The organism is Ollibium composti, from assembly GCF_004801285.1.
Lineage (GTDB): Bacteria > Pseudomonadota > Alphaproteobacteria > Rhizobiales > Rhizobiaceae > Mesorhizobium > Mesorhizobium composti.
In genome coordinates this window covers 146,231-168,982 of record NZ_SSNY01000012.1, presented here as the reverse complement: position 1 = coordinate 168,982, position 22,752 = coordinate 146,231, and the positions used below count along the sequence as shown (strand labels likewise).

20 protein-coding genes are annotated in these 22,752 nt (G+C 65.2%); 6 read left to right on the top strand and 14 right to left on the bottom strand.

Going from position 1 to position 22,752, the window contains the following annotated elements:
- Positions 1 to 111: 111 nt before the first annotated feature.
- On the bottom strand, positions 112 to 312 hold the full coding sequence (locus E6C48_RS19065) for a hypothetical protein (RefSeq protein ID WP_136359763.1): 201 nt from the start codon (positions 310 to 312) through the stop codon (positions 112 to 114).
- A gap of 105 nt (positions 313 to 417) precedes the next feature.
- Between E6C48_RS19065 and E6C48_RS19060 the strand changes: the two genes are divergently transcribed.
- Positions 418 to 1,089: a TetR/AcrR family transcriptional regulator gene (locus E6C48_RS19060; RefSeq protein WP_168734582.1), complete on the top strand. Its 672-nt coding sequence runs from the start codon at positions 418 to 420 to the stop codon at positions 1,087 to 1,089.
- Positions 1,089 to 2,669, top strand: coding sequence for a gamma-glutamyltransferase family protein (locus E6C48_RS19055; RefSeq protein ID WP_136359761.1), 1,581 nt, complete (start codon positions 1,089 to 1,091; stop codon positions 2,667 to 2,669). The genes E6C48_RS19060 and E6C48_RS19055 overlap by 1 nt, the downstream gene beginning before the upstream one ends.
- A 169-nt stretch (positions 2,670 to 2,838) precedes the next feature.
- On the opposite strand, the gene E6C48_RS19050 is transcribed toward E6C48_RS19055, so the two are convergent.
- The 3 genes from E6C48_RS19050 to E6C48_RS19040 all read right to left on the bottom strand — a co-directional run bounded on the left by E6C48_RS19050 (position 2,839) and on the right by E6C48_RS19040 (position 6,174).
- Complete coding sequence (locus E6C48_RS19050; protein WP_230978867.1) at positions 2,839 to 3,924, bottom strand: amino acid ABC transporter permease; 1,086 nt, start codon at positions 3,922 to 3,924, stop codon at positions 2,839 to 2,841.
- Positions 3,925 to 3,926: 2 nt separating this feature from the next.
- Complete coding sequence (locus E6C48_RS19045; RefSeq protein ID WP_136359760.1) at positions 3,927 to 5,075, bottom strand: amino acid ABC transporter permease; 1,149 nt, start codon at positions 5,073 to 5,075, stop codon at positions 3,927 to 3,929.
- 70 nt (positions 5,076 to 5,145) lie between these two features.
- Positions 5,146 to 6,174, bottom strand: coding sequence for an amino acid ABC transporter substrate-binding protein (locus E6C48_RS19040; RefSeq protein WP_136359759.1), 1,029 nt, complete (start codon positions 6,172 to 6,174; stop codon positions 5,146 to 5,148).
- 197 nt (positions 6,175 to 6,371) lie between these two features.
- On the opposite strand from E6C48_RS19040, the gene E6C48_RS19035 reads away from it, so the two are divergent.
- Complete coding sequence (locus E6C48_RS19035; protein ID WP_230978866.1) at positions 6,372 to 7,082, top strand: GntR family transcriptional regulator; 711 nt, start codon at positions 6,372 to 6,374, stop codon at positions 7,080 to 7,082.
- 24 nt (positions 7,083 to 7,106) lie between these two features.
- On the opposite strand, the gene E6C48_RS19030 is transcribed toward E6C48_RS19035, so the two are convergent.
- Both E6C48_RS19030 and E6C48_RS19025 read right to left on the bottom strand, forming a co-directional pair.
- Positions 7,107 to 7,847: an aspartate/glutamate racemase family protein gene (locus E6C48_RS19030; RefSeq protein WP_136359757.1), complete on the bottom strand. Its 741-nt coding sequence runs from the start codon at positions 7,845 to 7,847 to the stop codon at positions 7,107 to 7,109.
- An 11-nt stretch (positions 7,848 to 7,858) separates the two neighbouring features.
- On the bottom strand, positions 7,859 to 8,497 hold the full coding sequence (locus tag E6C48_RS19025; protein ID WP_136359756.1) for a flavin reductase family protein: 639 nt from the start codon (positions 8,495 to 8,497) through the stop codon (positions 7,859 to 7,861).
- Between the two features lie 139 nt (positions 8,498 to 8,636).
- On the opposite strand from E6C48_RS19025, the gene E6C48_RS19020 reads away from it, so the two are divergent.
- Complete coding sequence (locus tag E6C48_RS19020) at positions 8,637 to 9,323, top strand: GntR family transcriptional regulator (protein WP_136359755.1); 687 nt, start codon at positions 8,637 to 8,639, stop codon at positions 9,321 to 9,323.
- A 3-nt stretch (positions 9,324 to 9,326) separates the two neighbouring features.
- Here E6C48_RS19020 and E6C48_RS19015 read toward each other — a convergent pair whose 3' ends face one another.
- From E6C48_RS19015 to E6C48_RS18980, 8 genes are all read right to left on the bottom strand, one after another.
- Positions 9,327 to 10,313 (bottom strand): ABC transporter ATP-binding protein, encoded by a 987-nt coding sequence (locus E6C48_RS19015; RefSeq protein WP_136359754.1) that lies wholly within the window; start codon positions 10,311 to 10,313, stop codon positions 9,327 to 9,329.
- Entirely contained in the window at positions 10,313 to 11,299 is a 987-nt protein-coding gene (locus tag E6C48_RS19010) for an ABC transporter ATP-binding protein (protein WP_136359753.1), read from the bottom strand. Before E6C48_RS19010 ends, E6C48_RS19015 begins: the two co-directional genes overlap by 1 nt.
- Complete coding sequence (locus E6C48_RS19005; protein WP_136359752.1) at positions 11,292 to 12,788, bottom strand: amidohydrolase family protein; 1,497 nt, start codon at positions 12,786 to 12,788, stop codon at positions 11,292 to 11,294. The genes E6C48_RS19010 and E6C48_RS19005 overlap by 8 nt, the downstream gene beginning before the upstream one ends.
- Entirely contained in the window at positions 12,785 to 13,978 is a 1,194-nt protein-coding gene (locus tag E6C48_RS19000) for an amidohydrolase family protein (protein WP_136359751.1), read from the bottom strand. Before E6C48_RS19000 ends, E6C48_RS19005 begins: the two co-directional genes overlap by 4 nt.
- 7 nt (positions 13,979 to 13,985) lie before the next feature.
- On the bottom strand, positions 13,986 to 14,945 hold the full coding sequence (locus E6C48_RS18995) for an ABC transporter permease (protein WP_136359750.1): 960 nt from the start codon (positions 14,943 to 14,945) through the stop codon (positions 13,986 to 13,988).
- 15 nt (positions 14,946 to 14,960) lie between these two features.
- On the bottom strand, positions 14,961 to 15,926 hold the full coding sequence (locus E6C48_RS18990) for an ABC transporter permease (protein WP_136359749.1): 966 nt from the start codon (positions 15,924 to 15,926) through the stop codon (positions 14,961 to 14,963).
- 57 nt (positions 15,927 to 15,983) lie between these two features.
- Entirely contained in the window at positions 15,984 to 17,543 is a 1,560-nt protein-coding gene (locus E6C48_RS18985) for an ABC transporter substrate-binding protein (protein ID WP_136359748.1), read from the bottom strand.
- A gap of 294 nt (positions 17,544 to 17,837) precedes the next feature.
- Positions 17,838 to 19,313 (bottom strand): amidohydrolase family protein, encoded by a 1,476-nt coding sequence (locus tag E6C48_RS18980; protein ID WP_136359747.1) that lies wholly within the window; start codon positions 19,311 to 19,313, stop codon positions 17,838 to 17,840.
- A gap of 159 nt (positions 19,314 to 19,472) precedes the next feature.
- On the opposite strand from E6C48_RS18980, the gene E6C48_RS18975 reads away from it, so the two are divergent.
- Complete coding sequence (locus tag E6C48_RS18975; protein ID WP_136359746.1) at positions 19,473 to 21,050, top strand: ABC transporter substrate-binding protein; 1,578 nt, start codon at positions 19,473 to 19,475, stop codon at positions 21,048 to 21,050.
- A 130-nt stretch (positions 21,051 to 21,180) separates the two neighbouring features.
- Positions 21,181 to 22,665 carry an amidohydrolase family protein gene (locus E6C48_RS18970; RefSeq protein WP_136359745.1) on the top strand — a complete coding sequence of 495 codons (1,485 nt, stop codon included), beginning with the start codon at positions 21,181 to 21,183 and terminating at the stop codon, positions 22,663 to 22,665.
- The last annotated feature ends 87 nt before the right edge of the window (positions 22,666 to 22,752 follow it).

The following is a 22,752-nucleotide window of genomic DNA, read 5'->3' as shown; positions in this document are numbered from 1 at the left end:
CAGCACAGGCCGCAACGAGCAAGAAGGAGAAAGCCGCCCCTTGACCAAAACCTAAGACCCAAACCATACATGAAGGCGGGTCACTTCTCGGCGAAAATCCCGGGTCAGCTCTCAGCGGAAATCAACACCCGCCAACACGAACAAGTATCCATCCGACCGGGACGGAACTGCGAGCTTCAGGGTCGCAGCCTCGCCGAGTTCAATGTGCTCGGCCGTAAATTCCTTGACGCTGTCGTCCGTAATCGGCCTCAGCACCGCCTCGTCGGGCCGGCCCTGCCCGGAGTTGGAGGTCAGCGTTACATATCGGCCCATGCAAATTCTCCCGTCGACGCCACTTGACCGTGGCAGGTTGGCCTGACATTACAGATTGTATCTTGTGTGTCAAACGTTCGTTTCAATCACATGTTTGGAAATGTGATGCACCCAAACGAAGCAGGGCCGGATGCCCAGGATCGCCTCCTCGATGCGGCGGAAAGATTGTTTGCCGAGCATGGATTTCACGGCGTATCGCTCCGGACCATCACGACCGAGGCGGGCGTCAACCTCGCGGCCGCGAACTATTACTTCAGGTCGAAGGAAGGGCTGTTCCGCGCCGTGTTCGAGCGGCGGGTTGGTCCGGTCAACGCGGACCGGGAAGCCTTGTTGCAAGAGTTGATGGCGCGCTCGGCCGGCCGGCCGGCCGTCGGCGAGGTCCTGCGGGCATTCCTGGAACCTGCCTTCCGCGCCAGCACCTCGCCCGGCGCGGAGATGTTCCGGAAGCTGTCCGGCAGGTCCTCCGTGGACCCGTCTCCGGAAGTTCGGCGCATCGTCTACGAACTGTACGATCCGGTTTCGAGCCGGTTCGTCGATGCCTTCAAACGTGCCTGTCCCGACCTGTCGCGTGAGGACTTGTTTTGGCGACTTGCCTGCGTTTTCGGAGCGATGATGTATGTCCGCGCCGACAGCGGTCGGCTCCAGCGGCTGCTGGGCGACGATCTCAACATGTCCGATCCGGAAGCCGCGATCGCGCACCTCATTCCGTTCCTGACGGCAGGCATGGAAGTACCGCCGATCACGACCAGAGACGAAAACGAGGGGGAGAGCACCTGATGGCGAGGGATTTTCTGAAAGGGCGGTCTGCCGCATACGGCACCAATGCGATGATCGCGACGTCGCACCCGGACGCTTCGCTGACCGGTATCGAGGTGCTGCGGCGGGGCGGCAACGCGATCGACGCGGCCATTGCCGCGAGCGCGATGCTGTGCGTTGTCGAGCCCGCGATGACGGGCATCGGCGGCGACTGTTTCGCGATCGTCGCACGGCCGGGCGAAGAACCGATCGCCATCAACGGATCGGGATATTCCGCTGCCGGCGCATCCCTGGAAGCCGCCGGCAGGCACTCGCTGACCGCGATCACCGACAACGACCCGCTGGCGGTTACCATCCCCGGTGCGGTCGACGCCTGGTGCCGATTGCATGAAAGGTTCGGCAAGCTCGGGCTTGACGCGCTTATGGAGCCGGCCGCGAACCGAGCGCAGGACGGCTATGCCGTCGCCCCTCGCGTCGCGCATGATTGGGCACAGCACGCCGGCAGGCTGGCGCGCAACGCGGCCACAAGCGCCCGGTTCCTTCCGGGCGGGAAACCGCCGCGCTGCGGGGATACCCATCGGCAGCCCGAACTGGCGGACACGCTTCGGGAGATCGGCCGCAGGGGTAGGGCCGGCTTCTACGACGGCGCCGTCGCGGACGACATCATCGCTACGCTCACGGCGCTGGGAGGCCCGCAGAACCAAGACGATCTGGCCGCCCAGGCTGCCGATTTCGTCACACCGTTGTCAGGTCGGTTTGCCGGCTACGATCTCCTGGAATGTCCTCCCAACGGCCAGGGCGCCACTGCGCTTCTCATCCTCGCGGCTCTCGAGGACTGGGCTCCGTGGAAAGACGCAAAAGATCCGAAGCTGCGCGCGCATCTGTATATCCAGGCGACGAAACAGGCTTACCATCTGCGCAACCTGGGCATTACCGACCCCGAGGCGATGCGTATCAACATCGGAGAATTTCTCTCCGAAGGGTCGATCAAGGCCGTGCGTGACTATTGCCAGGCGCCCGCTCCGCAGGCGCTCGCGCAGATCGCGCCCTGGGAGACAGACACAATCTGCCTGTCCGTCGTCGATAAGGACGGGCTTGCGGTCTCGTTCATCAACTCGCTTTTCGTCCCCTTCGGCTCGACGATTCTGGCCCCTAAGAGCGGCGTGATGCTTCAATGCCGAGGCACCAGCTTCAATCTTGACAGCACGCATGTGAACTGCCTGGCGCCCCGCAAAAGGCCGATGCATACGATCATCCCTGGCATGCTGATGCAAAACAAGAAAGTGGTGATGCCATTCGGCGTCATGGGCGGACAATATCAGTCTGCGGGGCATGCAGCCTTGCTGATCGGCCTCCTTGAAGAAGGGTTGGACCTTCAGGCGGCAATCGATGCACCGCGAATGTTTGGCTATGGCGATCTGGTTCAAGTGGAGGCGAATGTCCCTCCCGAAGTCGTCAGCTACTTGACCGAGGCCGGGCACAAGGTCGAGACGGTCGCGACCCCTCTGGGCGGCGCCCAGGCTGTCTGGATCGACCATCAACGCGGTGTCCTGATCGGTGGCTCCGACCAGAGAAAAGACGGGCTGGCGTTGGGTTACTGAAGATTGTTCCCCTATGCCAGAATGAGGCCCTTGGCGATCGGCTCTTCGCCAGAATGGCAAAGGATGTTGACCAAGCCGGCATGACCGTGCGGTTGCGGCCTCTGCCATGGACGAAATCCGTCTCGTCATAGGCAACCACGTCTCGACATTGCACAGAACCTTTATGGTGCTAGTCCTGCGTCGTCCTGAAATGGCGTTCGAGGAAGCGGCTGTAGGCGCCCATCAGCGCGCTGAAGACGAAATAGACGGCGGCCGCGAAGAGGTAGCCTTCGAGCACGGCGATGCCCTGCCAGGCGGGATCGCGCATGGCCGAGCGCACCGTGTCGAGGAAATCGACGAGGCCGATGATCGTCACCAGCGTCGTGTCCTGGAAGAAGCCGATGAACAACGCGACCAGCGGCGGGATGACCTTCTTGATCGCCTGCGGCAGCACGATCTTGCGCATCACCAGCCAGTAGCCGAGGCCGAGCGCCGAGCCGGCCTCGGCCTGGCCTTTCGGCACGTCCTGCAAGCCGCCGCGCACGATCTCGGCGATATAGGCGGCGGCGAAAATGATGATGGCGACCTGCGCGCGCAGCAGTTTGCCGATGGTGACGCCGTCCGGCATGAACAGCGGCAGCATGACCGTCGCCATGAACAGGATGCTGATGAGCGGCACGCCGCGCACGACCTCGATGAAACCGATCGCCAGCATGCGGATCGCCGGCATGGCGGAAATGCGCGACAACGCCAGCCCGATGCCGAGCGGCAGGGCGATGGCCAGCCCGATGAAGGCCAGCATGAAGGAAAGCGGCAGGCCGCCCCATTGCGTCGTCGGCACGTAGGCGAGGCCGAACACGCCGCCGGCCATCAGGACGGCGAGCGCCGGCACCAGCACGAACGCCCAGGCGGCGAGCAGCGCCCTGCCCCACAGGCTCGGCGCCATAGACGCCAGCGCGCCGCCGAAAAACAGGAGAAGCGCCGCCAGCGGCCGCCACTGTTCCTCATAGGGATAGAAGCCGAACAGCATGTAGCGCAGCTTCGCCGTCAGGAACGGCCAGCAGGCGCCGGACGCCGCCTTGCACGTCTCCGGCGTGCCCTCGAAGGTGGCATGCAAGAAAAGCCAGCCGATCGCCTCTTTGGCGAGAAACAGAAGCGTCGCCACACAGACCAGCGTTATCGCGCTGTTGAGCGGTGTGCCGAACCAGGTGCGGGTCCAGCCGGACCTGCGCAGCGGCGGCGATTGCCGATCCATCGAGAGGGGAAGATCGGTCACGCTCAACGCTCCTTCAGCGCGACGCGCTGGTTGTACCAATTCATGACGAGCGAAATGGCAACCGACAGGCCGAGATAGACGGCCATGAAAATGGCGATGGTTTCCATCGCCTGTCCGGTCTGGTTCATCACCGTATTGGACACCATCACGAGGTCCGGATAGCCGATGGCGATAGCGAGCGAACTGTTCTTGAAGACGGTGAGATAGGTGTTGGTCAAAGGCGGCACCATCAGCCGCATGGCCTGCGGCAGCACCACCAGTCGCATGGTACGGCGGCGCGGCAGGCCGAGCGCGCTGGCGGCTTCCCACTGGCCCTTGCCGACCGCCTGGATGCCGGCGCGCACAATCTCGGCAACGGTGGCCGAGACGCTGAGCGCCAGCCCGAACAGCAGCGCGACGAATTCCGGCCGCACCTGCGCGCCGCCGGTGATGCGGAAGCGGCCGGCCTCGGGAATGTCCCAGGTAACGGCGAGCCCCCCCGCCAGCCAGACGGCGGCGAGCGGCAGGACGGCGACGGCCAGCGCGATCCATCCGCCGGCATTGACCCGGCCGGTGGCGAGGCGCCGCCTGAGCGAGACGCGCCTCACCGCGAACGCCATGCCAAGCCCGGCGACGAGCGCCGCCAGCGGCATTACCCAGCCACCATCGAGCGAGAAAGCCGGCAGCGCCAGCCCGCTGTTGGAAAGATAGACATGCGGCCCGATGGTCAGCGCCGAGCGCACCGGCGGCAGCACGTTGATGATGAGCGCGTACCAGAACAGCAGGTAGAGCAGCAGCGGCACGTTACGCAGCAATTCGATGTAGGACAGCATCAACCGCTGGAGCAGCGGATTGCGCGACATGCGCCCGATGCCGACGGCGAAGCCGACGACTGTTCCGAACAGCGCCGCCAGCAGCGACACTTTGACGGTATTGGCGATGCCGACCAGCAGCGCGCGGCCGACGCTGTCGGTCGGCTTGTAGTCTATGGCCGCTTCGCTGATGACGAAGCCGGCCTGCCTGGACAGATAGCCGAAGCCGGTGGCGATATCCTGCTTGGCGAGATTGGCGCTGGCGGTCGCGAACATCGACCAGGTGAGCGCGGCAACCGCCGCGATCGCCAGCACCTGATAGAAAACCGCGCGATAGCGCGCGTCATTGATCCATGCCATCGCGACACCGCCGCCGGAAGGATTTGACGAAGGCGGCCTGCGCACGTCAGGCGGGCGCAGGCCGGCGTCTTCAGCGGAACGGCGGAGCGTAGAGCAGGCCGCCCTTGTTCCACTGCGTGTTGGGGCCGCGCGTCATGCCGAGCTTGGTCTTTTCGCCGAGGTTGCGCTCGAACACCTCGCCGTAGTTGCCGACGGCCTTGACGACGTTGTAGCCCCACGCCTTGTCGAGCTTGAGCATCGGGCCAAGGTCGTCGGTGACGCCCAGCATGCGCTGCACCTCGGCGTCGTCGCTCTTCAGCTTCTCGTCGACATTGGCCTGGGTGATGCCTTTTTCTTCGGCCGCCATCAGCATCCACGCCGTCCAGGAAACGATGTCGCGCCAGTTGGAATCGTTCTGCCGAACGGCCGGCGCCAGCGGTTCCTTCGAGATGGTCTCCGGCAGCACGACATAGTCGTCGGGATTGTTGGCGACGGCGCGGATCGAGGCTAAGTCGGAACGGTCGGATGAGATCGCCTGGCAGCGACCGCTGTAGAAGGCGGCGCGGTTCTCGTCGGGGCTCTCGAACACCACCATCTCGAACTTCGCGCCCTGCGCGCCGAAGAAATCGGTGAGGTTCTGCGCCGTCGTGGTGCCGGGCAGCGTGCAGATCGCCGCGTCCTTCAGTTCCTTGGCGCTGGAAACGCCGAGGTCCTTCGGCACCATCAGGCCCTGGCCGTCGTAGAAGACGGCGGGGCCGAAATCGAGGCCGAGCGAGGCGTCGCGCGAGAAGGTCTGCGTCGTCTGCCTGGACAGCACGTCGATCTCGCCCGATTGCAGGGCCTGGAAGCGGGTGTTGATGTTGGTGGGCACGAAATCCACCTTGTCGCCGTCACCGAAGACGGCGGCCGCGACGGCGCGGCAGATGTCGGCGTCGAAGCCGCCCATGCGACCCTTGTCGTCGGGCGCGGCGAAGCCCGGCGTGGCCAGCGAAACGCCGCAAATCAGCTTGCCGCGCTGCTTGACCGTGTCCAGCGTATCGGCGTGGGAAACGGCCGGCGCCAGCGCGCCGAGCAGACCTAGTGCGCACGCAGCGCTTGCCGACAATAGGCTCTTGTTCATGAAGTTCCTCCCGTTTGAACCGTTGCGTGCGCCCTTCGTTCGCATTCTTTGGCTGTCACGAATGCACACATCTATTGTGTACAATAATGGCGTGCAGCCGGCAACACCGCCTTTTGAAAATTGTCTGCTATTGTGATTTCGAATGGGTGGCCAAGCCGATTCTCCAGTCCCGTGGCCAAGCAGCCGGAGCCGATGCCGTGGAGCCGAAACAGAGCCGCGCCGATCTCGTCTACAGCGCCCTGCGCGAAGCGATTCTCGAACAGGCGCTCCGGCCCGGAACCAAGCTTTCGGAAGACGTGATCGCCGAACAATTCGCCGTCAGCCGCACCAGCGTGCGCGCAGCACTTCAGCAATTGCGCGGCGACGGCCTGATCGAATTGCAGGCCAACAAGGGCGCGTCCGTATCGGAGCCGACGGCGGAGGATGCGCGCGACATCTTCGCGCTCAGGCGCATGCTCGAAGCGGAGGTCGTGCACCGGCTGGCAGGCCAACTCAACGAGCGGGATTGCGGCCGGCTTCGCGCCCATGTGGAGCAGGAAAAGCAGGCGCAGTCCGTCGGCGGGCCGGCGTCGATCCGGCTGGCCGGCGAGTTCCACATCCTGCTTGCGGAACTGACCGGCTCGCCGTCACTGACGCGCTTCGTGCGCGAAATCGTCTCGCGCGGCTCGCTGATCCTCGCCCGCTTCGCCCGCGACCATTCCTCCGAATGCGCCGTGGACGAGCACGAGCGCATCATCGCGGCCTTGCAGGCCGGCGACACCAGCGCGGCGGAGGAACTGATGCTGCGACACCTGGAAGCCGTTGCCGTAAGGGCCGACCTGCAAGCGCCGCCGACGCGCGGCGACACCGCCGATATCCTCAAGCGGTATGCCGAGCGGCGCGGACTGCTGGCGAGTGCCGGGCGCTGACGCGGCAACTTTTCGGCATCGTGCTTAGGCCGATCCGCGCACCATGTCCTTGTGGATCGCGACCGGGCTTTTCACTGTGGGAAAATCGTAGCCGCCCACCTTGGAGGTCGCATAGCCGGCGCCGACCAACGCTTCGGCGAACTTTACCGCCGCCGTCACGCCGTCGATGACCAGAATGCCGGTCGCCAGCGTCAGGCGCTCGCACAGCGCCGACATGCCGGCACAGCCGAGCACGATGGCTTCGGCGCGGTCTTCCTTCTTCGCCTTGGCGATCTCGGCCACCAGCAGGCGTTCCGAGCGCTCGGGGTCTTCCTCCAGGCCGAGGACCGGCAGGTCGATGGCGCGCACATTGCGGCAATGGCGCTCGGCACCGTAGGCGCTCACCAGTTCCTCGATGATGGGAATGGAGCGCGGCAAGGTGGTGACGACCGAAAACCGCCGGCTAACGGTCATGGCGACCTGGATGCCGGCCTGGCAGATGCCGATCACCGGCCCGCGCGCGATTTCGCGCGCTGCGTGCAGGCCCGGATCGTCGAAGCAGGCGATCACATAGGCATCGACGCCGTCGCGCTCGCCCTTGCGGATTTCGGCCAGCATGCCGGGAACCGACAGCGCCTCGTCGGCGGCGCCTTCGATGCTGACGGGCGTTTCCTGCGGGTTGACCGCGCTGACGCGCGTCGTCGGCTGCACCACGCGCAGCGCGCTTTCATGCGCCAGCGAGGTCATGGATGCGGTGGAATTGGGATTGATGAGAAGAATATGCACGGGCAAATCTTTCAACGCCGCCGGCTGGCGGGGGGATTGGCGAAATCGCTGATCGGCGGAGCCTTCAGGACGAGCTGGCGGTCGGAGGTGATGTAGTTGTCGGCGTGCAGGCGGGCGATCGGCTGGTAGACGTCTGGATTGACGTAGCGGCCCTCCGCGTCGAGGCAGTCGCGCCTGACGTGCATATTGACCACTTCGCCGAGCACCAGCACGCGGCGCGGATAGTCGATCAACCGCTCCACCCGGCACTCCATCGAGCAGGGCGCGTCGGCGACATAGCTGACGCCGATCTTGCTGCACGCCCCGGCTCGCAGCCCGGCCATCTTCAACTCGTCGATCTCGCTGCCGAAACCGAGCCCGCAAATGAGCATCTGCTGCGACAGTGCCATGTCCACCATGTTGACGACGAATTCGCCAGTGCGTCGGATATTGGCGACGGTGTCCTTCTCGTCGCCGTTCAGGCGCGGCTGGATGCCCAGCACCACGATCGGCGGATCGTGCGAGAAAACGTTGAAGAAGCTCATCGGCGCCGCATTGTCGTGGCCGGCGGCCGAGCGCGTCGTCACCAGCGCGATCGGGCGCGGGCCGACGAAGTTCGTCAGCAGCCGATACCGGCCTTCCGGCTCCAGCGCCGTGAAATCGAACTCCATGTGGCGGCTCCCGATACGATTTGATTTTATGTACAATAAACCTATATTATTGTCTACAATAATGCCCTCAAAATTGCGAGCGCTGCCGATTGACATTTATTTTCCCATGACGCTTGTCTGCATCACGGCGGAGACGGAAATGACCGAGCGAATCGAAATATCGACACAGCAGATCGTTGAGCGCGTCTGGCTCTCCATCGCCGAGCGGCGCCTGCGCCCCGGCGTCCAGCTCAAGGAAGAGCAGCTTGCCTCCATCTTCGACGTCAGCCGCGCGCGCGTGCGCCAGGCGCTGGTCGCCCTCGAGCGCGACGGGCTGGTGACGATCATCCCCAACCGCGGCGCCTTCGTGTGCCAGCCGTCGGTCGACGATGCCAAGGACGTCTTCCACGTGCGCCGCTGCGTCGAGCGCCGCGTCGTCGAGCGGCTTTGCGAGGCCAACACCAAGGCCGACCTCACCCGGCTGCGCAGCCATGTTGCCAAGGAGAGGCTCGCCAACGAGAAGGACATGACGACCGATATCATCAAGCTGTCGGGCGGCTTCCACCTTCTGCTCGCCGAAATCGTCGGCTCCGACTTCCTGTTCGGCACCATGCGCGACCTGATCGCGCGCACCTCGCTCATCACCGCCGTCTACCGCAACAACAACCGCTTCAACTGCGGGCCGGACGAGCACGCCGAGATCGTCGAAGCGATCGCCAAAGGCGACTCCGAAAAGGCGATCCGGCTGATGGAGCATCATTTGGAGCATGTGGAGTCCGAACTCGACCTCAACGAGATTCGCCGCCCCTCCAACGACCTCAGGGCAGCCCTGGCCTTCTCCGCCTGAGGATCAGGCCGGCACCGGCACGTCTTCCACAAGGTGACAGGCGACACGCGTGTTGCTGGAAAGCGTGCGCACCGCCGGAACCTCGGCCGAGCAGCGCGCCGTCGCCAGCGGGCAGCGCGGATGGAAGGTGCAGCCGGACGGCGGCTTGAGCGGGCTCGGCACTTCGCCCGGCACGACGACGCGGTCGCGGTTCGGCTCCTCGATGTTGGGGATCGTCTGCAACAGCAGCTGCGTATAGGGATGGCGCGGATCGGCGAAGATCGTCTCGGTGTCGCCTTCCTCGACGATGCGGCCGAGATACATGACCGCGATGCGGTCGGACATGTGGCGCACCACGCTCATGTCGTGGCTGATGAACAGGTAGGTCAGGCCGAATTCGTCCTGCAAGCGGCGCATCAGGTTCAGCACCTGCGCCTGCACGGAGACGTCGAGCGCCGAGGTCGGCTCGTCGCAGACGAGGAATTCCGGCTCGCTGGCGAGCGCCCGCGCGATGGAAATGCGTTGGCGCTGGCCACCGGAAAACTCGTGCGGGAATTTTTCCCCGTCGGACGGCGACAGGCCGACCGTCAGGAGCAGTTCCTCCACCCGGTCGCCGATTTCGGCGGCGGTCTTGCGCAGCTTCAGTTCACGCAACGGCTCGGCGATGATGTTCTTCACCCGCCAGCGCGGATTGAGCGAGGCATAAGGGTCCTGGAAAATCATCTGGGCGGACAGCGGCGCGCCGCTCCGGCCCGGTGCGAAGCGGATCTCGCCGCTGTCGGATTTATGCAGCCCGGTCACCAGCCGTGCCACCGTCGACTTGCCGCAGCCGCTCTCGCCGACGAGGCTGAGGCAGCCGCCGGCTGGAACGGCGAAGCTGATGTCGTTGACCGCTTGCAGGAGCTGGCGCGGCTTGCCCTCCATCACGCGGTTGAGCCAGGGTGCCGAGACATCGAAGGTCTTGACGAGATGCTCGACGGTCAGCGCCGGTTTCGTTTTGGTCGTGGTCATCAGGCGATCCCTCCCGCGTTCAGCCAGCACGCACTCATGCCGTGGCCGACCGGCGCGAGTTCGGGCCGCTCGCGCGTGCAGCGCGGCCCGGCCGACGTGCAGCGCGGATTGAAGGCGCAGCCCGGCGGAATGGCGTCCAGCCGCGGCATCGAGCCGTCGATCTGGTTGAGGCGTTCGACACGCGCGCCGAGCGTCGGGATCGAGGCCATCAGCCCGCGCGTATAGGGATGGGCGGGTGCGCGCAGCACCTGCTCGACCGGGCCGATCTCGATCAGCCGGCCGGCATACATCACCGCCACGCGGTCGGCCGCCTCGGCGATGACGCCCATGTCGTGCGTCACCAGCATGACGGCGGTCTGCTTTTCCTTGCACAGCTTGCGCAGCAGCGAAATGATCTGTGCCTGGATCGATACGTCCAGCGCCGTCGTCGGCTCGTCGGCGATGATGAGCTTGGGCGACGCGGCCAGCGCCAGCGCGATCACCACGCGCTGCCGCATGCCGCCGGAGAACTGGTGCGGATACTGGTCGACGCGCTCGCGCGGCGAGGGAATGCCGACATCCTGCAACAAGGCGACCGCCCGCTCCCTCGCCTCCGCCTTGCCGAGTCCGAGATGCTGGCGGATCGTTTCCTCCAGCTGCGCGCCGACCGTGAACAGCGGATTGAGCGAGGTCAGCGGATCCTGGAAGATGGCGCCGATCTCGCGGCCGCGGATTTTTTCCAGCGCGCGGTCGTCGAGATTGTCGATGCGCCGCCCGCCGAGACGGATTTCGCCTTCGGCGATGCGACCCGGATATTCGAGCAAGCCCTGGATCGCCAGCCCGGTCATCGACTTGCCGGCGCCCGATTCGCCGACGACGCCGAGGATCTCGCCCGGCCGGATATCCAGCGCGACGTCCGACAGCGCCGTCACCACGCCGCGCCGTCCGGGAAACTCGACCTTGAGGTTGCGGACCTGAAGGATCGGCTCGCTGGCTGTCTCACCCATGTGCGTCGTCCTCTATCGGATAGCTCGGCGGGAAGATTTCGGCCACCGGGGGATTGTCCCAGCTTCGCTCGGGATACTTGGCGATCAGGCGGTCGTACTGCGCCTGCGCCTGCCTGCGCGCGGCGGCCATGTCGATGCCGGCGACCTTGCCGGACAGCATGGCGACGCGGCCATCGACGAAGGTGGCGCGCGTGACCTTGCCCGAACCGCCGACAACCAGCGTGGTGATCGGGTCGATGGAGGGCGCCATCGCCACGTCGTCCAGCCCGAACACGGCGATGTCGGCGCGGGCGCCGGGCGCAAGCCGGCCGAGGTCGTCGCGGCCGAGCGCCCTCGCCCCGCCGAGCGTCGCGGCGTCGAACAGGTCGGCGCAGCGTATCCTGTCAGGCGCCCGGTCGTTGACGCGGCAGGCGATCAGCCCGACCAGCAGGTTCATCAGCATGTCGGGCGGCGTGGTGTCGGTTCCCATGGCGATGTTGATGCCGCGCTTGCGGCAGGCGGAGAAGGAATTGAGCGTACTGCCTCCACGCGCCGAAACCAGCGGGCAATGGACGATGGAGACGCCGTGTTCGGCATAGAGCCCGAGGTCTTCTTCGGTGGCGTTGGTGGCGTGCGGTGCGATCAGCCGGTCGCTCAGCAGCCCGGCGCGCGCCAGCCATACGGGTGCCGTGGAGCCATGCAGCTTGCGCACCGTATCGACTTCCATGCCGCCCTGCGCCATGTGCAGGCGGATCTTGCAGCCGAGGTCGCGGGCGGCGGCGTCCGTGCGCTCAAGCAGGCCGAGCGTCGAGGTTTCCACCCGATCGGGAACGAGCATGCCCCGCACCAGCCCGCCATGGCGGCCGTCCTGCCGTTCGATGAAGGCGATGGCGTCTGCGAGCCCGGCAAGGCCGCGCGCCTCGTCGAACACCGGCTCCATGCGGCCGGGCTCCTCCAGCACCATGCCGCCGGAGCGGTAGGCGGGGCTGAGGTAGACTCGAAGGCCGAGTTCGCCGGCCGCGTCGGCGGCGGCGTCGAATTCGGCGACCGTCTCGCCCCACTCGCGGTAGAACAGCGAGGCGATGGGCACCGCCGTTGTGATGCCGTTGAGCAGAAGCTGGCCGAAGGCGAACCGCTTCTGGAACGCCAGTTCGTCGGGCGAATACATTTCATACGGCCCGCGCTCGACATAGGAGCGCGGCCACACGCGGCCCTTGGCCCAGCCGGGATGATGGTCGATGCCGAGGATGGTGGTGTCGAGGTCCGACAGCGCGTCGAGGTCGATCAGGCCGGGGCTGACGAGCGCCTCGCCGAAGTCGACGCGGCGCGCCACCTCGCCTGAAAAGCCGTGGCCGACGAACAGGATTTCGCCGTTCTCGAACACCACCTCGCCGTTGCGCAGCAGCCGATGGGCGCCGTCCTTGTGGCCGAGCACCCAGCTCGCCGTCAAAAGCGTGCGCCCTTCGGGCCGGCGGCCCAGCGGCAGGGTATCGGGGCCGGTCGCGCTCATGGCATGTCCACCACGGCCTTGCCCTGTCGGGCGACGACGCGGCCGCCCTTGACCACCAGCGGGCGCGGCGCCACGTCGACGACGGCATGGGCCAGCGTCTCGCCGGTCAGAAGGGTGAAGTCGGCGTTGCAGCCTTCGGCGATGCCGTAGCCTTCGATGCGCATGACGTCGGCGCCGCCCTGCGAGACGACCGACAGCAGATGCGCCAGGTCGTTGTCGCTGCGCAGGCCGTTCTTCATGCCGATCACCTTGGCGCGGTCGAGCATGTCGGGCTGGCCCCACGGCCCCCAGGTGTCGCGGATACCGTCGCAGCCGCCTCCGACGCGGATGCCGGCTTCCTTGAGCCGCATGATCGACGGCACCGTGGCCGATGGCGCGCCGGTGGTGAGGATGGCGACGTCGAGGGCGGCAAGCTCCTCGATCAGCCGGCCGACCCTGAGATAGTCGTTCATGCCGAGCGCGAAGGCGTGGCTGATGGCGACCTTGCCCTGCATGCCGTTGGCGCGGATGCGCTCGAACATCAGTTCCATGGTGAAGGCGCCGAGGTCGCCGACCTCGTGCAGATGGATATCGATCGGCCGGCCGTGCTTCACCGCCAGCGCAAAGAGTGCGTCGAGCTGGCCCTTCGGGTCCCGGTCGATGCCGCAAGGGTCGATGCCGCCCAGCACCTCGCAGCCCTGCCGCAGCGCTTCATCGAGCAGTTCGACGGTACCCGGCATGACCATGACGCCCGACTGCGGGAAGGCGACGATCTCGATGTCGATGATGCCGGCGAGCTTTTCGCGCGTCTTCCACACGCCTTCGACCATGGACAGGCCGTGCGTGGTGTCGATGTCGACATGGCTGCGGATATGGCTGGCGCCGTGCGCCGCCAGGCCGATGGCGTGGCGCATGGACTGACGGTGCGGATCGATACCGATCTCGGTGCGATGCTCGCGCTCGAAATCGATGCGCCCGCGCAGCACCGCCGCCCGGTTGTTGACGTGCCAGGGCATGCCCCATGTCGTCTTGTCGAGATGGGTGTGCGCGTCGATCAGGCCGGGGATGGCGATGGCGCCGCCGCCGTCCTCCACCGCCATGCCGGGCTCCGGCTCGAAACGGCCGAGGCCGGCGATCTTGCCGTTCTTGACGAGGATGTCGCAGTTCGCGCCGGCCATCGGCCGGACGTTGCGGAGCAAAAGGCTGGTCACGCTTATTCTACCTCAGTTTCGGATTCAGGGCGTCGCGCAGCCAGTCGCCGAGCATGTTGACCGCGACGACGAGCAGGCAGAGCTGGATGACCGGGAACAGCACGATCCACCATGAACCGGAGAACAGGAACTGGTTGCCGATGCGGATCAGCGTTCCGAGCGAAGGCTGGCTGGGCGGCATGCCGATGCCCAGGAAGGAGAGCGTCGCTTCCGTCAGGATGGCCATGCCGAAATTGAGCGTGGCGGCGACGAGGATCGGCGTCAGCGTATTGGGCAGGATATGCTTGCCCATGATGCGCCGCGCCGGCACATGGATCAGCCTTGCCGCCTGCACATAGTCCTTGCCGGCCTCGACGATGGTCTGGGCGCGCACGATGCGCGCATATTGCACCCAGGCCGACAGGGCGATGGCCAGCACCAGCACCGCCGAAGCGCCGACCTCGCGCAAGTCCGGCGGCAGCATCTGCCGCACCACGGTGGAAACGAGGATGGCGACGAGGATAGTCGGGATCGATAGGGTGACGTCGCCGATGCGCATCAAAAGATTGTCGATGAAGCCGCCGAAATAGCCCGACACCAGGCCGGCGCTCATGCCGATGACCAGCGACAGCGCGACGGACGCGATGCCGATGACAATGGAGATGCGCGTACCGTAGAGAATGGCCGACAGCATGTCGCGCCCTTGCGTGTCCGTGCCGAGCAGGAACGGCCATTCGCCGTCGGCCTGCCACAGCGGCGGCAGCTCGGCCTTCCACATGTCGAGCTGCGCCCCGTCATAGGGGTTCTGCGGGGCGATCAGCGGCGCCAGCGCCGCCGTCAGGATCAACAGCGCCAGCAGCAGAGTGCTGACCATCGCCGTTTTGCTGTGCGTGAACGACCACCACAGGTCGCTGGCGCGGATACGCCTGAACAGGGACGGACGCGCAGGGCGGATTTTCTGCGGGGTTTCGGAGACTTCGGCGGTCATGGGCCAACCATCCTGTTAAGCGGTGCGCAGCCTGGGATCGATCACCGCGTAGGCGATGTCGACCAGCATGTTCAGCACGACGAACATGAAGGAGATGATGCACAGATACGCCGCCATCACCGGGATATCGATGAAGGTGACGGCCTGGATGAACAGCATGCCCATGCCCGGCCACTGGAACACCGTCTCGGTGATGATGGCGAAGGCGATCAGCGCGCCGACGTTCATGGCCGTCATCGTCACCACCGGCATCAGGCAGTTGCGCAGTGCGTGGCGGAAGTAGATGCGTGCGCGGGTGATGCCCCTCGCCCGCGCGAACTTCACGTAGTCGGAGCGCAGCACTTCCAGCATCTCGGCCCGTACCAGCCGCATGATGAGCGTGATCTGGTAGAGCGACAGCGAGACGGCGGGCAGGATCAGCGCCTGTCGGCCGGACGGTGTCAAAAGGCCCGTCGACCACCAGCCGATCTTGACCACGTCGCCGCGCCCGAAGGCCGGCAGCCAGCCGAAGATGACCGAAAACACCAGGATGAGCAGGATGCCGACGACGAAACTCGGCAACGAGACGCCGACGATGGACACGAACTGCAACCCCTCGGCATACCATCGCCCGCGCTGGATCGCCGTCAGCACGCCGAGCGGAATACCCACGACAAGCGAAATCAGCGTCGCCACCATGACCAGTTCGAACGTGGCCGGGAAACGCTGCCCGATCAGATGCAGCACGTCCTGGCCGTTGCGGTAGGAGATGCCGAAATCACCCTTGGCGGCGTTGACGACGAAACGCACATATTGTGTCGGCAGACTGTCATTGAGGCCGAGACGCTCGCGCATGGCGGCACGATCGGCCTGCGACGTCTGCTCGTTCGCCATCATCTCGACGGGGTCGCCCGCCATCTGAAAGATCAGGAAGGCCAGCATCGCGACGGCGAGCATCACGAAGACCGAGTTGATCAGGCGCCTGACGATGAAGACCAGCATGGGATGCTCCCAATTTCCGGCTGGTCCGGGCACCATGGCCCGGACCAGCCGTCGTTGCTACTCGGAAATATGCGTCAGCCAGCTACGAACTTTATTGTCCGGCAGTTGCGCGATCTTGTCGATCTTGTCCGACATCACCCAGGCCATCGGCTGCTGGTGCAGCGGCAGCATGATGATCTGGTCCTTGACCATGCCGAGCGCCTTGGTTTCGAGCGCCAGCCGCTTCGTCCGGTCCATCTCGGTCGAAGCCGCGACGATCAACTTGTCGATGTCGGGATAGCTCCAGCCGCCCCAGTTGAAGACGCCGGCATTGGCCGACCGCGTCTCGATCATCTGCACCAGGATGGAATAGGCATCGAGCATCGGCTCGGTCGCCCAGCCGATCAGGTAGACGTCGGCCTTGCCGCCGGTGCGCTTGGGCGCCTGCAGGGCGACCGGCGCGATGTCGAGCTGTGGCTTGAAACCGGCGCGGGTCAGCATGTTGACGATGCCCTGGCACAATTCCTCTTCGTTCACGTAGGCGTCGGTCGTGCACACCATGGTGAACGGCATGTCGGTGGCGCCGGCTTCCGCCAGAAGCTTCTTCGACAGGTCCGGATCGTAGGGGAGCGGCGTGTCGAGATCGGCCGAATATCCGGGAATCTCGGGCGCCACGATCTCGCCGGCGGTGCGCGACTTGCCACGCATGATGCGTTGCTGGATCAGCTTGTGGTCGAGTGCATGGGCGAAGGCCTGGCGCACGCGCAGGTCGTTGAACTTGTTGTCGTCGCCGTTGTTGAGCTTCGGCTTGCGGTTGAAGCCGATCATGATGGTGCGCAGGTCGGTGCGCTCCATCACCTTGAGGCCGGGCTGCGCCGCCAGCCGCGGCAGATCCTGCGAGGGCGCGTTGTCGGTGAAGTTGACCTCGCCCGACAGCAGCGCCGAGACGCGGGTTGCAGCCGAAACGATAGGCGTGAACTCGATGCGGTCGATGTTGGACTGCGACTTGTCCCACCAGTTCGGGTTCTTCACCAGCACGGTCTTGGAGTCGGGAACGCGGCTTTCGAGCATGAACGGACCAGTGCCGTTGGTGTGGTATGTCGCATAGCCCTCGATCTTGGCGCCGACGTCGGTCGGCTTTTCGCTGTCGTTGTCCTTCAGCCAGGTCGCGTCGAAGATGTGAATGTTGGTGAGGTCGTTGAGCAGCAGCGGATAGGGACCGGTCAGCTCGATATCGACCGTATAGTCGTCGACCTTGGTGGAGGATTTGTAGGCCGGCAGGTTGCCGCGCAGCGGCGAAACCGGGTCGCTCACCCGCTTCAGCGAGGCGAGCACGTCGTCGGCGTTGAAGTCGGCGCCGTTGTGGAACTTGACGTCCTTGCGCAGATGGAAACGCCACACCGTGTCCGACACCGTCTCCCACGACGTCGCCAGCGCCGGCTCGATCTGCAATTTGTCGTCGTAGCGGACCAGCCCTTCATAGACATGGTTCAGGAAAGCGAGCGTGAAACTGTCCCCGTACGAATAGGGGTCGAGCGAGAAAATGTCGTGCGAGGCGCCCCATTTGAGGGTCGCCGCATGGCCGGGAAGAACCAGGCTCAATGCCAGTGTGGCCGCCAGGCCGAGTTGTTTCAGCATTCGGTTAGCTCCGCTTCTGGAAGGTTCGCCTCCTTGCATGGAGGTCTCTTTCGGTTTGCCTGTATGGAATAGACGACCGGCGACAGCTTTCCGCTGCCGCGATCGGAACTCTCCTCGGGCCGAGGCGCAATCATCTGCCTGGTTCAAAGCGCCCTCGGTTTTCCTCCGGGAAAGCGCCGTTCGTGGACCAATGCCTCCGTCCAACTGTACCGATGATAGGCGCGGTCAAAATCAATGTCAACTAAATCGTAGACAATTTTTCCGGTATTTTGGCGGCAAAATCGGACTGCCGTGTCAAACAGCGGGCTGGACGGGTGGCACTACTTTCTCGCTGAAGGTCCGGTACAGCTGCCCCCAGCCCGGATCGTGCATGTGCGCCTGCAAGCCGGCCCGTTCGGCCAGCGCCAGGGCCTCGGCCTGCCCGAGTTCCAGCGCCTCGCCCATGTCGGCGGTCAGCACCGTGCCCGCCTCCATGAGGATGCGTCCGTCGACGATGACAGTGTCCACGTCGCTGCCCAGAACCTGATGGACAAGCCGGTGCACCGGCATCCAGTTCGGCATGAGGTGCGGCTTGCGCATGTCGACGATGGCGATGTCGGCCTTCTTGCCGACCTCCAGCGAGCCGATCTCGTGGTCCATGCCGATGGCGCGGGCGGCGTCGATGGTGATCATCTCGAACACCTTGCCGGGCGGCAGGTGGTAGCGGTCGTGGTTGTGCAGCAGGTGCTGCGTCGCCTGCGCGGTCCTGGCGATCTGGAACATGTCGAAATGGCGGCTGGGTGCGGCGCCGTCCGAGGTGATGGCGACCGGCACGCCCCTCGCCATCATCTGCAGGATCGGCGTCGAGCGGCCGGGCGGCGCGTGAGTGACGTAGGTGCCCGTCTCGGCCAGTATGTCGATCTCCTCATGCGAGATGCCCCAGCAATGCTGGAGGTGCACGTCCGGGCCGAGCAGCGCGTTTTCCTTGTCCTGGAAAGCCATGCGGATCTGGCCGGCAAAGGCGTCGGAGTGGATGCGAACGCCCCATTTGCGCGCCGTTTCGCGCACGCGGCGGGCCTGCATGCGGTCGTCCGCCGTCAGGTTGACGGCACAGTCCGGCGTCGAGGCGTTGGACGGCTCGACCGACGGCACGATGGTAAACGGCGTCAGAAACACCTTGATGCGCCCGTCCGCATTGCCGTTCACCGTCTCGATCACCGCCTCGGCGCCCTCGATCATCTCTTCGAAGGAAACCGAATGCCGCTCGGGACGGCCGCTGTCCCAACGCGTCACCGATTGCGGCCAGGGAAGGCCGGCCGGACCGACGCAGACGATTTCGCGCAAGCCGAGTTCCGCGTAGGCGCGAGCGTGGTTGATGGCGAAGACCGGATCGTCGCTGCGCGGCATGGAAGTGATGATGGAGGCCGCCGTCGTCACCCCGGCGCGCAGCCGCTCCAGGCCGGAGACGAGGCCGTCCGCATACCAGAATTCACGCGTCACATAGTGGCAGTACATCGGCGTGACGATGCGCATCCACAGCGCGTTGGTGTCGGCGGCGATACTGCGGATCAGCGAATGGCCGGCATGGCCGTGCGCGTCGATCAGACCCGGAATGATGAGCTTGCCACGGCAATCGACCACCTTCTTGCCGGCGTGACGGGGTGCCAGTTCAGCCGCCGTGCCGATGTCGACGATCCGGTCGCCGGCCGTCGCCAGCGCACCGTCCTCGATGATGCGGCGCGTCCCGTCGACGGTGACGATCGTTCCGTGAAGCAGGAGAAGTCCATCCATGGCTGATACCCTCGGTTGTGCAGCGGCAGGCGAATTCAATGTCGATGTTCGGCACCTTAAATGTCGACAATGTCGTTGACAATAGAAATGGCGGCTACCATAATCCCGCCGGAAAATGCACATCGGTCGCGCAGCGACATACGACATGAGGGAGAGAGCATGTCCCGCCTGAAGAAATTCATCACCTCGGCGCTGCTGGCTGCGGCCATCACGGTCCCCGCTTTCGGCTGGGCCAACGCGGCCACTTTGAAGTGGGGCAGCCGCGCCGACATCTATTCGCTCGACCCGGATTCGGTGGCGTCGACGTCGAACCTCGCCTTCCTCAATCACATCTACGAAGCGCTCGTGCGCTACGACAAGGATTTCAAGATCGAGCCCGCTTTGGCGACCAAGTGGGAGCTGATCGACGGCAAGCGCTGGCGCTTCACGCTGCGCAAGGGCGTCAAGTTCCATGACGGCAGCGACTTCACCGCCGACGACGTGGTCGCTTCGATGAAGCGCGTCACCGACCCGACCTCGCCGCTGCGCGGCAACATCCCCCTCTTCGTCGATTGCCAGAAGGTCGATGACTACACGGTCGATATCGGCGTTTCGGCGCCGACCGCGCTGTTCCTCAACGACATGACCAACATCTTCATGTTCAGCGGCAAGTGGCTGAAGGACCACGACAGCGAGAAGCCGACCGACGTCGCCACCAAGGTCGAAGGCTATGCCACCCTCCACACCAACGGCACCGGCCCGTTCAAGCTGGAAAGCCGCGTGCCGGACAGCAAGACCGTGCTGGTCGTCAACGACCAGTGGTGGGACACCAAGAAGCACAATCTCGACCGCATCGAATTCCTGCCGATCACCTCGGCTGCGACGCGCGTCGCAGCCCTTTTGTCGGGTGAAATCGACCTGATCGATTCCGCGCCGATCCAGGATCTTCCGCGCCTGCAATCTTCGCCCGGTATCGTCGTCAAGAACCGCACCGAGCTGCGCACTGTCTTCATCGGCTTCAACCGCCGCGACAAGCTGGAGGACGGCCGTCCCAGCCCGTTCAATGACATCCGCGTACGCCAGGCCTTCCGGGACACGATCGACCGCGACCTCATCAACAAGAAGGTGATGCGCGGGCTGGCGCGGCCCTCCGGCTCGCTGATCGCACCTGAAATCTCGGGCTACGCCAAGGACCTCGACACCTACGACAAGCCCAATCCGGAAGAGGCCAAGAAGCTGCTCGCCGAGGCCGGCCAGGAAAACCTCGCCTTCACCTACCTGTGCATGAACGACGAGAGCATCAACGAGGAAGACATCTGCTCGGGCATCGCCAACATGCTCAAGCGCGGCGGCTTCCAGCCGACCATCGACATCGGCCCGCGCGCCGTGCAGCAGCCGAAGCGCACCACCGGCAAGGCCGACGTCTTCAATCTCAGCTGGGCCAACGAGCCGACGCTCGACGCCTATTCTCTGCTGTCGCAGGTGCTGTCGACCCGCAACGGCGCCATGGGCGTCTCCAACTACGGCGGCTGGTCGGAGCCTGAACTCGACAAGCTGGTCCAGCAGGCGGCGCAGGAACCCGACACCGAAAAGCGCCTGGCGCTGGAAGCGGCGGCCCTGAAGATAGCGAAGGACAAGGTCATGCTCGTGCCGCTGCACCAGCAGCCGATCGCTTGGGCGATGCTCGACAAGATCAAGAGCGTCGACTTCCGCGCCGACAACAAGCCGCGTCACTGGCTGACGCAGATGGCCGAATAGCTTCGACGTTCCTCCCGAGCCTGGCGAAAGAGCGTTTCAGCGACCCTTGAAACGCTCTTTTGTCATTCGCCGGCCGATGCCGATACCCATGGCGGCGTCGGCCGGCTCTCTTTTCCCGTTCGGATGCGCCATGACCTCTGATCCTTCCCGCCACCTCGTCCTGGGAGAACGGCCGAAAGGGCCGACCCTGCTCAGCGCCGCATGGCTGCTCGCCCACCGCGACGGCACGCACCATCTGGTGCCGAACGGCGAACTGGTCATCGATGGTGGCGCGGTCGTCTACGCCGGCCCGCGCTTCGAAGGCGAGGTGGCGCGGTGCATCGACTTCGGCACGGCGCTCATCAGCCCCGGTCTGATCGACCTCGACGCGCTGTCCGATCTCGACACCTATCTTCTGGTGACGGACAACCAGCCGGGCTGGGCCAAGGGCCGCATCTGGCCGCGTTCCTATGTCGAGCGCGGGCCGTACGAAATGTACTCGCCGGACGAACTGGCCTTCCAGAAGCGTTTCGCCTTCGGCCTGCTGCTGCTCAACGGCATCACCACGGCAGCCCCCATCGCCTCGCTTTACTACCGCCAATGGGCCGAGACGGTCGCCGAATTCGACGCCGCCGCCGACGCAGCCGGCGATCTCGGCCTACGCGTTTTCTTAAGCCCCGCCTACCGCTCCGGCGGCATGGTGCTGGAGGAGCCCGGCCGCATGGAGCCGGTGTTCGACGAGGAGAAGGGCCTCCGCGGCCTCGCCGACGCCATCGCCTTCATCCAGCGCCGGCACGGAAGCCATGGCAGCCTCGTCAACGGCATGCTGGCGCCCGACCGCGTCGAGACCTGCACGCTGACACTGCTCCAGAGGACCATGGCCGCCGCCCGCGACCTCGACTGCCGGGCACGGCTGCACATGGCGCAGGGTGCGATGGAGCTGGACGTCATGCGCAAGCTGCATGGTGCGACCGGTCCGCGCTGGATGGCCGATCACGGCCTGCTGGGCGAAAGGCTGATTGCGCCGCACGGCACCTATGCGACGGCCGAGGACTTGCGGCTCTACGCCGACAACGGCGTGTCGCTGGCGCATTCGCCGCTCGTCTCGGCACGCATGGGCAGCGTGCTCAACTCCTTCGCCTCCTATCGTAAACTCGGCATCAATATCGGCATGGCGACCGACACCGCCCCACCCGACATGCTGATGAACCTGCTGGCGGGGCTGATCGCCTGCCGCATAGCGGAGAAGAAGTCGGACGCGGTGCGCTCGGCCGAGCTTTTCGATGCCGCCACGCTCGGCGGTGCCAAGGCGCTTGGCCGGACCGACCTCGGCCGGCTCGCCGCCGGCGCCCGCGCCGACATCGCCGTCTTCCGCCTCGACGATCCCTATCTCACGCCGAGCGTCGATCCCGTCACGACGCTGGTGGTGGGCGGCTCGGGCAAGGTCACGCAGGCGACCTTCGTCGACGGGCGACTCTCCATGCTGGACGGCAAGCTCGCCGGCCTCGATATCGTCAAGGCGCGCGAACAGGCGCAGGCCCAGTTCGAAGGTCTTGTGGCGAAATATCCGGACCGCAGCTGGCAACATCCACCGGTCGCCGAGCTTTTTTCGCCGAGCTACCCGCTCTGGAAATAGGCGGCCGATCTTCGGCGCGCGGGATCGCGGAAGTGACCCGATGATCCGTCAAGCGTGCTCGGCGGAAGGCCGGGCCGTAGCGGATGA